The organism is Clostridium sp. CM74B_53, assembly GCF_036318045.1.
Classification (GTDB): Bacteria; Bacillota; Clostridia; order Lachnospirales; family Lachnospiraceae; genus Pilosibacter.
Genome location: NZ_JAWQDE010000004.1, coordinates 1 through 12068, shown reverse-complemented (window position 1 = coordinate 12068; position 12068 = coordinate 1). Strand labels below are relative to the sequence as shown.

Here is a 12068-nt window from a genome sequence, read left to right as displayed (position 1 = left end):
TCAAAAATGATTCGACATCGGTAAAAAAGTTAGTCCTATCCGGCCAAGATAAAGAAAGGCAGATACCCCGGAAAAATCCATCGGTATCTGCCTTTGTTCTCTTTTTCTTTATTCGTGGTACATCTCCGGTCTGCGGTCACGGAAAAGTCCCCAGGAGAAACGCTCGCGCTCCAGCTCGTCCAGGTCGAACTCCGCTGTGATCACGCCCTCGCTGTCGCGGTCCATGGACTCGATCACCTCTCCTGCTCCGTCCGTGATGAAGGAGGAACCGTAGAATTTCAGGGCGGATTTCTGGTTTCCGTTCGCCTCACAAGGTTCTACTTCTTCCAGGCCCACACGGTTTGCCGCGATCACCGGCATCAGGTTCGATGCGGAATGTCCCTGCATGCAGCGTCTCCAGTGCGGCATGCTGTCCACGGAGAGGATCGGCTCGCTTCCGATCGCGGTCGGGTAGAATAAGAGCTCCGCGCCCTTTACCGCCATGAATCGTGCGGTCTCCGGAAACCACTGGTCCCAGCAGATGCCGACGCCGATCGTCCCGTAGCGGGTCTTAAATGCTTTAAATCCGGTATCTCCCGGTGTGAAATAGAATTTTTCCTGATAATAGTGGTCGTCCGGGATGTGGGTCTTTCTGTAGATCCCTAGGTTCGTTCCGTCCGCATCAAGGATCGCCACCGTGTTGAACAGGCGTTTCCCGTCCTTTTCATAGAAGCTGATCGGAAGGACGACAGAAAGCTCCTCTGCGACTTTCGCAAAGTGCTTTACCGCATCATTCTCCTCCACCGGCTTCGCAAACTCATAGTATTCGTACTGGCGCTCCTGGCAGAAATACTGGCGTTCAAAGAGCTCCGGCAGCAGGATGATCTGCGCACCGTCCGCCGCCGCTTTTCTTACAAGCCGTTCCGCGTTCGCGATATTTTCATTTACATCTCTCGTGCAGCGCATCTGTACCGCCGCAACTTTCACCTTTCGCATTCTTCTTCCTCCTGCCAGTGATCTTATTTTTTCTCTGCGCATCTGCTCTTTTTTTGCCTGCGCAGACTTTGTTTTGGGTTTCTGAAACTCAGCTGTACCCTCATGACTCCAGATTTCAGTTTCAGATATTTAAAAATTTTCCGGACATAGAAATCTCATTTTCCCATTTCCGGTACTCTGATGTTATTCAGGCTTGTGACTCTCTGCTCTTTCCTTCCGGGATCTGCTGCGTGATGCAGTGGATGTTTCCGCCTCCGAGCAGGATATCCCGCGCCGGCACCGGATAGACAGTCCGCTCCGGGAATGCCGCTTTTAAGATCTCCACTGCCGCCTCATCATGCTCATCCCCAAACTGCGGGACGATCACTCCGCCGTTTGAAATATAGAAGTTTACATAACTTGCCGCCAGCCGCTCTCCGACTTCTCTCGTGTCCTCTCCGTCCTCGAACTCATAGCCGCCGAGATCCTCCTCTGTGACGCAGATCGGTGTTTTCGGAATCGGAAGCTTATGAACCTTGATCTTTCGTCCCATCGCGTCCGTCTCGCGCTCCAGGATCTCCAGACAGCTCTTTGACATCGCATACTGCGGGTCCGTCTCGTCATCCGTCCAGGCGAGGACGACCTCCCCCGGTCTCACGAAAGCGCAGATATTGTCCACATGCTCGTTCGTCTCATCGTTGTAGATCCCGCGCTCCAGCCAGATCACTTTCTGCGCTCCGAGATAATCGCAGAGCTTCTGTTCGATCTCCTGCTTTGAAAGCTTTGGATTTCTTCCCGCACTCAAAAGGCAGGCTGCTGTCACGAGGACCGTTCCCTCACCGTCCGAATGGATCGAGCCGCCTTCCAGAACAAACGGATGCGCCTCATAGCAGTCATAATGGAGTTCCTCGCAGACCTTCTCCGCAACCTGATCATCCTTTTCCCAGTGTGCGTAGAGTCCGTCCACATCGCCTCCCCAGGCATTGAACTCCCAATCGATCCCGCGGACATTTTTTTCATCGTTCACCACAAACGTCGGAGCTACATCTCTCGCCCAGGCGTCATCAGACTCCATCCGGATCACATGGATCTCATGTCCCGGATTTCCGGTCAGCATTTCTCTCGCGTTCTCTTCCACATCCGCTTCCGCCAGCATAAAGACTTCCTCGCTCTCGGCGATCGCCCATGCCACACGCTTAAATGCCTCTCTGGCCTTCTTTGCGCCGTAGTTCCAGCTTCCCGGACGCTTCGGCCAGATCATGATGCAGCCCCGGTGAGGTTCAAATTCCCCGGGCATGCGGAATCCATCCGCGGCCGGGAGTGTGTGAAGTTTCTTCATGTTCTGTTTCCTCTTTCTGTCTTTATTAGTAACTGTTCAGTACCCTCACACCTGCAGGAACCTCCCCCGGAGCTTCCCTTCGGATGCATGGCAAATTACGGGCAAAAATTCATTCCAATTCAGCTTCGCCGATGGGATTTTTGTTTTATTCTCTCACCAGAATTTTTCTCTCCCGCACCGCCCGTTTTCCCATTTCTTTGGGTCGCCGCAGCCGCATTCCGGTTCGCATGGCGGCGGACACGGGCACGGTCGGCAGGGCGGTCCCGGCGGTGGTCCCGGTTTTGGTGGCTTCGGAGGTTTTTCTTTCTTTTCTTCCAGACGGACCAGGATGATATCGTCCCCGATCTGACAGATATCGTCAAACGGGATCACAAAATCTTTCTCGCGCCCTAAAAATCCGCAGACGCAGCCCGGTCCCGGCACAATGATCGCAAGGATCTTTCCCGAACACGGGTCAATATCGAGATCGCCCACAAATCCCAGTCTCCTGCAGTCACAGACGTTGATCACTTCGCGCTTTTTCAGCTCGCTCATCCGCATCCGATCATCTCCCGGACAGTTTTTATGTAATCAGTCTATGATATGCAGAACACGCCATATTTGATTCGTTTTCATCCAAAACCGGTATTTTCACAAGTTCTGACATATTCCCCCAGAAATGCTCTCTAAAAATTCTCCGGCAGTTTCCTCACCGACTTTAATATTTTCGCAGCGTTTTTCCACAGCATCTCCTCTTTCTCGCTGTCGGAAAAGCTGCTGTCCCTGATCCTTGCGATCGCGGCTTTCTGGCTCCCGTACGGGAAATCGCAGCCGTACATGGTCCGCTCCGGCCCGAATTTCCGGATGATCTCCTCGAACTCCCCGGAATCCTCGAGCTCCGCGCTCATCGCCGTGTCGATAAAGACATTTTCTGGAAGATCATCCAGCGTCTCCTCCGGATTTTTCATCATGCAGAAGCTCCCCATATGTGCCATGATGATCGGGATATCCGGGGCATATTTTAAGATTTTCCGCACTCCGGACGGATAGAGGTCATACGGGCGCGCGATCTTCGCAGTTCCGCAGTGGATCAGCACCGGAAATCCCAGCGCATTGATCCGCCGCCACATTTCCTCATATTTCGGATCTTCGAGATGGACTTTCTGGAACGGCGGATGAAACTTGATCCCCGCCATTCCCATGTCCTTCAGTTTTTCCAGCTCCTCCGCCACATTTTCACAGTCCGGATGAAGTCCGCCGAACGGAATGATGTTTTTCCGGGCAGACTCCTTCGCAAACCTGTTTACCTCCGCCTGATTCTGCGGTTTTGAGACGACCGGCAGATTGACGGAGAGTGTCACCCCGGCATCCTGCATCCGTGTCAGGAGATTCTCCCGGATCGGGAGATTTTTGAAATCATCATGCTCCTGTCCGGTGACTTCCATTGCCCGCCTCGCCAGCGCGACCGGATAAATATGGGTGTGGATATCGATGATCTTACAGTTCATCCGTATCCTGTCCTTTCTTTCACATGATCATGTATCTTCCGGTCAGCTGCAGAGATCCACGATCACCTGTGCAAAGATCTTCGCGCTCATCAAGAGCTCGTCGACCACCGCGAACTCATCCGGACCATGCATGTGATTTTCGGTCTCCGGAAGGCAGGCACCGAATGCGACACCGTTCTTTAAGTGGTGGACATATGTTCCGCCTCCGATCGCGATGCACTCGCCCTTTCTTCCGGAATAGGACTCGTAAGCAGAAAGAAGAGTCTTTACGAAGTCGGAATCTGCCGGCACATGGTGCGGCGGTTCCAGTTCCTCGGTATTGAAGGAAATCCCCTCTGCCTCCATATTTTTCCGGATCACGTCGATCGTGTTCTCCTTTGTCGCACAGATCGGGCAGCGGCTGTCAAATTCGCCTTCCAGGCTCTTTTCGGAGATGTCCAGCATGCTGAATGCGAGTGTCAGTTCTCCGGACTCCTCATCGCTTATCTGGATCCCCAGTCCGGCGCCAAACCAGTCACCGTGCGGCATCAGATGATTTAACGCACGGACAGCTTTGAGTTGTCCGCACTCTGCGAGCGGCAGACGCTCGATCAGCGCCAGAAGACCTGTCAGGGCATTTTTTCCCTTCCACGGAGTTGATGCATGTCCATTTTCTCCGGACGCTGCGATCTTTAAGCATCCGTCTTCGGAAGAAACGGTAAATGTAATCCCGAGTTCTTCCTCCATGCTCTTTGCAAGAGCTTCCGTCTCATCCCCGTCAAGTCCCTCAAAGAGAGCTTCCGCTGCCGCCGGAACGACGTTGACCTTTGTCCCGCACTTGAAGGAGACCATCTTCGGGAGCTTGTCGGACGGCTCAAATTCTGCCGTAAAATTGCCTTCGATCCGGCCTTTTTCGATGTTGATGACCGGGAAGGATGCATCCGGTGAGAAGGTCATCGGTGCTTCCTTCTCCACACTGTAGTAGTGGGTGATATCGGAGCTTCCGCACTCCTCATCCGTTCCGAGGATCAGCCGGACATTCTTTTTCAGTGGGATCCCGAGCTCGTTGACCGCACGCATCGCATAGAGAGCCGCGACTGCCGGTCCCTTATCGTCCGCAGTTCCGCGCCCGTAGATCTTTCCGTCCTTCACGACCGGCTCAAACGGCTTTGTGACCGTCCATCCATCTCCGGCCGGAACGACATCGAGGTGCGCTAAAATATCCAGCTGGGCGTCCTTGTTGTTCATGTCCACGGTGCCGACATAATTGTCATAATTGTTGATGGAAAAGCCGTAACATTCCGCGATATGCAGCGCTGTGCGCAGTGCCTCGGAACATCCCTCCCCATACGGTTTTCCGATCCGGTAAGAGCCTTTCACGCTGTTGATCCGGCAAAGCTCCTCGATATCTTCCAGCATCTCTTTCTTATGTGCATCAATATACCGGCTGATCTTCTCTTTGTACATAATTTCTGCCTCCATTATTCTCTATATACCATTTTCCCAACAAGTGAAAACACGCTTCGCGTAAAGAAAGACAGACGGGGCCGCCTCGTCCCGGGCGTTTCCAGGATATAAAGCCAGCCCCGCTGATAATTTTGTTTAGACTCACGGATCCGCGCTCATTACTTCATGAATCCTGCCAGGATCTCGTTTACGATCTTACCGTCTGCCTTTCCCTTTACAAGCGGCATTAGGGATTTCATGATCTTTCCTTTGTCCTTTGCGGTCGGAGCTTCGATTCCGAGCTCTGCGAGAACTTTCTGGATCGTCTCTCTGATCTGGTCCTCGGTCATATCTGCCGGAGCGAACTCCTGATATACAGCCAGTCTCTTCTTTGCCTCTTCGATGATATCAGCGCGGTCTGCCGGAGCGGTATCGATCGTCTCTTTGACCTGCTTGATCTCTTTCTTTACGATCGCGTTCTCCTCATCCTCGGTGAGCGGAGCTTCGCGCTTATCGATCTGCGCGTTCTTTAATGCGGAGAGAAGCATGGAAAGGGAATCCTTTCTCTCTTTATCTTTTGCTTTCATCGCCTCGACCATAGCTGCTCTTACAACATCGATCTTACTCATCTTATATTCCTCCTGTCTATGCAGTATTCCCAGTCAAAACGACTGGTTCCACATGTTCCTGTGATGATATATTTTGTAAACTTGATTAGTTCTTTCCGAACTCACTGAGTTTCAAGTTCGGATTTCTCTCCTCGACCATGCCGACACTCCAGCTGTTGATGAATAACAATAACGGATTGCCCTTGAGGTCGCAGATGCGTTTCATATCGGATGTGCCCTGGATCTTCGCCACATCCACTTCCTCCGGGTTCTCAACCCAGCGGATATACTCGAACGGAAGCTGTTCCAGACGGACATCGACATTGTACTCGTTCTTTAAGCGGTAGGTCAGGACCTCAAACTGCAGGACACCGACAACGCCGACGATGATCTCCTCCATACCGGTATTGAACTCCTGGAAGATCTGGATCGCACCTTCCTGAGCGATCTGGTTGACACCCTTTAAGAACTGTTTTCTCTTCATGGTATCGATCTGGCGGACTCTCGCGAAATGCTCCGGCGCAAAGGTCGGGATACCCTCAAACTGGAACTTCTCGTTGGACGTACAGAGCGTGTCACCGATGGAGAAAATACCCGGATCGAAAACGCCGATGATATCTCCGGCATAAGCCTCCTCAATGATTTTACGGCTCTCGGCCATCAGCTGCTGCGGCTGGGTCAGACGGATCTTCTTACCGCCCTGAACATGGTTTACTTCCATTCCTGCCTCAAACTTACCGGAACAGATGCGCATGAACGCGATACGGTCACGGTGTGCCTTGTTCATGTTTGCCTGGATCTTAAATACGAACGCGGAGAAATCTTCCCGGAACGGGTCGATCACGCCTGTCGTTGTCTTTCTCGGAAGTGGAGAAGTCGTCATATTTAAGAAATGCTCCAGAAATGTCTCAACACCGAAGTTTGTGAGAGCAGATCCGAAGAACACCGGTGAAAGCTTTCCGGCGCTGACAAGCTCCTGGTCAAACTCATCGCTCGCTCCGTCGAGAAGCTCGATATCGTCCCTTAACTGAGCGTGGAAATCGGAACCGATGACGGAATCCACGTCTGTTCCCTCCACGTCGAAAGTCTCTGTGGCAACTTCCTTCTGTCCGCCCATGGCAGCCGTGAAGGTCGTGATCTTCTTTGTCTGGCGGTCATAAACGCCCTTGAAGCTCTTTCCGCAGCCGATCGGCCAGTTGATCGGGCAGGTATGGATTCCGAGAACCTCCTCGATCTCGCTCATGAGCTCGAACGGGTCTCTCGCCTCACGGTCCATCTTGTTTACAAAGGTAAAAATCGGGATATGGCGCATCACACAGACCTTGAACAGTTTGATGGTCTGCGCCTCGACACCCTTTGATCCGTCGATGACCATGACCGCGGAGTCCGCTGCCATCAGGGTACGGTAGGTATCCTCGGAGAAGTCCTGATGTCCTGGGGTATCAAGAATATTGATGCAGTATCCCTCGTAATTGAACTGGAGTACGGAAGATGTTACGGAGATACCTCTCTCCTTCTCGATCTCCATCCAGTCGGAGACTGCGTGCTTTGTCGCTTTGCGTCCCTTTACGGTTCCGGCAAGGTTGATCGCGCCTCCGTATAACAGGAATTTCTCGGTCAGTGTCGTTTTACCGGCATCCGGGTGAGAAATGATCGCGAATGTCCGTCGTCTCTTTATTTCATCATTTAATGAAGCCAAAAAATTTTCCTCCAAATCTATCTTGTGTTTCGTCTAACAATATTTTCCTGCTGACAGCACAAAAGAACCGCGGTCCTTCATTGACTGCCGTTTTTTTCTGCTGCTCTTATTCCAATTAATTTTTACCAGTATTTAAGAGTTTCGTCAAGAAGAAAGCCCTAAAATTCGTTATATTTATAGCAATCTTCACCACTCTGTGCCTGCTTTGCGTTTTTCACCTGTAAAGGCATCTGAGTAGTCGAATCTTCTATTTTCTGGTAAAGATTGGAATTTTCTATCTTTTAATTTCAAAGATCTCGTCTAAGATCGCCCCTGCAACCTCTTCCTTCGACATGATCGGAAGCTCCGTCTCCTTATTCTCGCGGATCATCGTCACTACATTCGTGTCCGTTCCGAAACCGGCACCGGCAACCTTCAGATTGTTGGCAACGATCATATCGAGATTCTTCTTCTTTAATTTTGCCCTGGAATTCTCCAGCATATGTTCCGTCTCCATAGAAAATCCGCAAAGAAACTGGCTTTCTTTTTTATGTTCTCCGAGCCATTTTAAGATATCATCGGTGCGCTCCAGTTCGATCGCCATATCCCCGTCTTTCTTCTTTGTCTTCTCGGTATTCACGAACTTCGGGCGGTAGTCAGCGACAGCCGCGGCCTTGATCACCGCGTCCATCTCATCACTGCGGCTTGTCACAGCCTCAAACATATCTTTGGCGGTAACCACCGGAACAAAATTTACGAACATCGGCGGCTCCACCTCTGCCGGTCCCGAAACAAGAGTCACGTCAGCGCCGCGGAGAGCTGCCGTCTTCGCGATGGCATATCCCATCTTTCCGGTACTGTGGTTTGTAATATAGCGGACCGGGTCAATGGCCTCTCTCGTCGGGCCTGCGGTCACAAGGATCTTCTTTCCTTTTAAGTCTTTCTCGTACTGGACTTCCTTTAAGATATACTGGAGCAGCACTTCCGGCTCCGGCATCTTTCCGGCTCCGGTATCGCCGCAGGCGAGATACCCGCTTGCCGGACTGATCACTTCCATTCCATAGTGTTCGCAGATCTTTAAGTTGTCCTGTGTGATCGGATTCTCGAACATTCTCGTATTCATCGCCGGGCTGATGATCTTCTTGCAGGTACATGCGAGAACCGTGGTCGTCAACATATCGTCCGCAAGACCATGGGCCAGCTTCGCGATCACATTTGCGGAAGCCGGGGCAACGAGGACAACGTCCGCCGCCTTCGCAAGGGAAACATGTTCAACGGAAAACTCAAAGTTCCGGTCAAACGTATCCACCAGGCATTTATTTCCGGTCAGTGTCTCGAATGTAATTGGGTTGATGAAATTTGTCGCATTCCGGGTCATAAGCACATGGACATCTGCCTTCAGTTTTTTCAGTGCGCTGGCGAGATATGCGATTTTATAGGCGGCGATACTGCCGCTCACGCATAAAAGTACGGTTTTTCCTGCTAACATTTGGAATCCTCCGTTGTAATTTTAGTCAATTTATGGTAAGATAATTCGAACTTTAAAATTATGAGGAACCTGTCTCACACGTTTCTCATATTCACAGTGACGGTTGACAAATCCCGCAAATACGGAACCTTTGATCAACTGCACACGTAAAAACAGTATAACACGTTACTTAGATTTGTGGAAGGAGTTTTCTCAATGATTTTAGCGATCGACATGGGAAACAGTAATATCGTTGTCGGAGGTCTTGACGACAATAAAACATATTTTGAGGAGCGCATCACCACCGATGACCGAAAAACGAGTCTCGAATACGCGATCCTCTTAAAGAATATTCTGGAGATCCATAAAGTAAAGAAAAATGATATCGAAGGTTCCATTATGGCATCCGTTGTCCCGCCTTTAAACGCGCCGATTTCTTCCGCCGTAAAGAAGATCACCGGAAAGAAACCGCTTCTTGTCGGTTCCGGCATGAAGACGGGCTTAAACATCAAGATGGATAACCCTAAGACCGTCGGCGGTGACCGGATCGTGGCCGCTGTCGCTGCAAATGCCAAATATGAAGGACCGATCATCATCGCGGATATGGGAACCGCGACAACGCTCGATGTTGTAGACCACGATGGAAATTATATCGGCGGTGTGATTCTCCCGGGTGTAAAGGTTGCCTTAAACTCCCTCGTTTCCAATACAGCCCAGCTTCCGAGGATCAGCTTCGATGTTCCGAAACGTGCGATCGGAAAGAACACCATCGAATGTATGAGAAATGGTATCATGCTCGGCAATGCCGCAATGCTTGACGGTCTTATCGACCGCATGACCGCAGAGCTCGGCGAACCGGCAACCCTTATTGCTACCGGCGGTATGGCAAGATTTATCACCCCGCTCTGTACGCATAAGATTACATATGATCCGGATCTTCTGCTCCGCGGACTGATGATCCTGTACAGACAAAATACAGAAACAAAAGATGCGTAAAGCTTCACTGCCGAATGAAATTAACGTTCATTCGGCTTTTTTATTCAGAATTGTCCTCCCGACTGTTGCTGTCTATACATTTCGTTTGAAACGAAATATAAGCGAAATGCAGAGTTGTAATATTTCGTTTAATGGGATATACTTATGATAGAATTACGTTTGGAGGTGTTCAATGAACTATTTATCCAGCATGGAAGCGGCAAAAGCAATGGGAATCACTGTACGCAGAGTCCAGCAGATGTGTAAGCAGGGCGAAATTTCCGGAGCTGTGAAAGAGGGACATTCCTGGCTGATTCCAAAAAATGCAGTTTGGCCAGATTCAGGCGAAAAGAAAAAGCCGATGCCCATTGGGATTTCTGATTTCAAGACGGCGACCACAAGCTATTATTATGTAGATAAAACCTTGCTGATCCGTGATTTTCTGGATACGAAACCTATGGTATCGTTGTTTACCCGTCCGAGACGTTTCGGTAAAACATTGAATATGGATATGGTTCGGGTCTTTTTTGAAAAAACACAGGAGGACACCTCCATTTATTTCAAGGATAAGCAGATATGGCAGTGTGGTTCTGATTATACCCGGCATCAGGGAAAGTATCCGGTCATATTCCTGACATTTAAGGATGTAAAATGTCTGACATGGCAGGAGACATTTCAGAAGATCCGTAAGCTGATTTCACTGGAATTTATACGGCACAGTGAACTTGAGGAAAGTACTGCACTTGGAATCTATGAAAAAGAACAGTACCATCGCCTTGCCAGTGACAATGCGAATGAAGTAGACTGCCAGATGGGATTACAAATCTTATCTCTGTTGCTGCACAAGCATTATGGACAAGAATGTATTATCATTATTGATGAATACGATACACCGATCCAGCAGGGACATCATTGCAATTTTTATCCTGAAATCGTGAATTTCATGCGTAATTTCTTTTCCGGCGGCCTGAAGGATAATCCACATCTGGCTTTTGGCTTTCTCACAGGCATTCTCCGTGTTGCAAAAGAAAGCATCTTCAGCGGCATGAATAATTTGAAAACCAATTCGATTTTGGACGACAGTTACAGTGAATATTTCGGCTTTACAACTGAAGAAGTAAAAGATATTCTGCACTACTATGGGAAAGAGGACAAATATCAGGAGATCTGCAGCTGGTATGACGGATACCGATTTGGTCATACAGAAATCTTTAATCCATGGTCTGTGATCAATTACATTACCGATCAGTGCTTCCCAAAGGCGTTCTGGCAGTCTACCGGCAGCAACGAAATCATTGGTGAGATTATCGCGACAGCTACACCCGAGATAACGGAAGGACTTCATAAACTGCTCTGCGGTGAAAAAATCACTACGTATATAGATACCAGCGTGATCTATCCGGAGATCCAGAATAATCCATACACGATCTATAGTTTTCTTCTTGTTGCGGGTTACTTAAAAGTTGCAGAAGTTTATCCACAAAATGATGGGAATTTCATGTGTGATGTTGCAATTCCAAATAAAGAGATTGCCTGTGTCTATGAAAAAGAAATTTTAAATCGGACAAATCAGAACAGCGTCGCGATTTCTATCAATCAGGCGATATTCTCCGGAAATGCAAAAAAGCTTCAGTCTTTGCTGGAGAATTTTATGCTGCAGAGTATTTCTTCTATGGATGGGGCAAATGAAAGTTTTTATCATGGCATGATGCTTGGATTATGTGCGATCCTTGGAAACAGGTACCAGATTCATTCCAATCGAGAATCGGGGCTTGGCCGATTTGATATTCAACTGAATCCATTAGTAAAAGGAATTCCGGGATTCCTGTTTGAATTCAAACACACAAATGATGATCATGTGGATCTGGATGCGCTGGCAGATCGCGCCCTCCAACAAATAGATGTGAAAAAATATGACACGGAATTGCGGGATGCAGGTGTCCGGCCGATCATAAAAATCGGGATTGCTTTTCGTGGAAAAACAGCCGTTGTGAAACGAAAATAATGAGAAGGGGCTGTCGCACTAACGTGCGGCAGCTCATTTCATATTCCCAACACAAAGGGGCTGTCGCACTAACGTGCGGCAGCTCATTTCATATTCCCAACACAAAACGCCGAGCTTCGAAAAGCCCGG

Annotated in this window: 10 protein-coding genes; 2 read left to right on the top strand and 8 right to left on the bottom strand. The window is 49.5% G+C overall.

The features are described from left to right. Nucleotides 1-108 precede the first annotated feature (108 nt). The 8 genes from aguB to coaBC all read right to left on the bottom strand — a co-directional run bounded on the left by aguB (nt 109) and on the right by coaBC (nt 8980). The gene (gene aguB / locus V2546_RS04310) at nt 109-975 is read right to left on the bottom strand and encodes an N-carbamoylputrescine amidase (protein ID WP_118530611.1); all 867 of its coding nucleotides are present in this window, start codon (nt 973-975) and stop codon (nt 109-111) included. A 187-nt stretch (nt 976-1162) separates the two neighbouring features. Continuing rightward, nucleotides 1163-2293 (bottom strand): agmatine deiminase, encoded by a 1131-nt coding sequence (gene aguA / locus V2546_RS04305; protein ID WP_215703278.1) that lies wholly within the window; start codon nt 2291-2293, stop codon nt 1163-1165. A gap of 153 nt (nt 2294-2446) precedes the next feature. Continuing rightward, a complete protein-coding gene (locus V2546_RS15645; protein WP_486463559.1) occupies nt 2447-2827 on the bottom strand; it encodes a YlmC/YmxH family sporulation protein in 381 nt (126 codons plus the stop codon). A 131-nt stretch (nt 2828-2958) separates the two neighbouring features. Then, complete coding sequence (locus V2546_RS04295; protein ID WP_118530605.1) at nt 2959-3780, bottom strand: amidohydrolase family protein; 822 nt, start codon at nt 3778-3780, stop codon at nt 2959-2961. 42 nt (nt 3781-3822) lie between these two features. Continuing rightward, nucleotides 3823-5226 carry a dipeptidase PepV gene (gene pepV / locus V2546_RS04290; RefSeq protein WP_329751630.1) on the bottom strand — a complete coding sequence of 468 codons (1404 nt, stop codon included), beginning with the start codon at nt 5224-5226 and terminating at the stop codon, nt 3823-3825. 158 nt (nt 5227-5384) lie between these two features. After that, complete coding sequence (locus V2546_RS04285; RefSeq protein WP_118530602.1) at nt 5385-5834, bottom strand: GatB/YqeY domain-containing protein; 450 nt, start codon at nt 5832-5834, stop codon at nt 5385-5387. An 85-nt stretch (nt 5835-5919) separates the two neighbouring features. After that, nucleotides 5920-7512, bottom strand: a complete 1593-nt coding sequence (locus V2546_RS04280) for a peptide chain release factor 3 (protein WP_118530600.1) — start codon at nt 7510-7512, stop codon at nt 5920-5922. A 274-nt stretch (nt 7513-7786) separates the two neighbouring features. Beyond that, complete coding sequence (gene coaBC / locus V2546_RS04275) at nt 7787-8980, bottom strand: bifunctional phosphopantothenoylcysteine decarboxylase/phosphopantothenate--cysteine ligase CoaBC (RefSeq protein WP_329751629.1); 1194 nt, start codon at nt 8978-8980, stop codon at nt 7787-7789. Between the two features lie 195 nt (nt 8981-9175). Between coaBC and V2546_RS04270 the strand changes: the two genes are divergently transcribed. Both V2546_RS04270 and V2546_RS04265 read left to right on the top strand, forming a co-directional pair. Next, entirely contained in the window at nt 9176-9955 is a 780-nt protein-coding gene (locus tag V2546_RS04270; RefSeq protein WP_021904227.1) for a type III pantothenate kinase, read from the top strand. Between the two features lie 172 nt (nt 9956-10127). Continuing rightward, the gene (locus V2546_RS04265) at nt 10128-11939 is read left to right on the top strand and encodes an AAA family ATPase (RefSeq protein ID WP_329751628.1); all 1812 of its coding nucleotides are present in this window, start codon (nt 10128-10130) and stop codon (nt 11937-11939) included. Nucleotides 11940-12068: the final 129 nt, after the last annotated feature.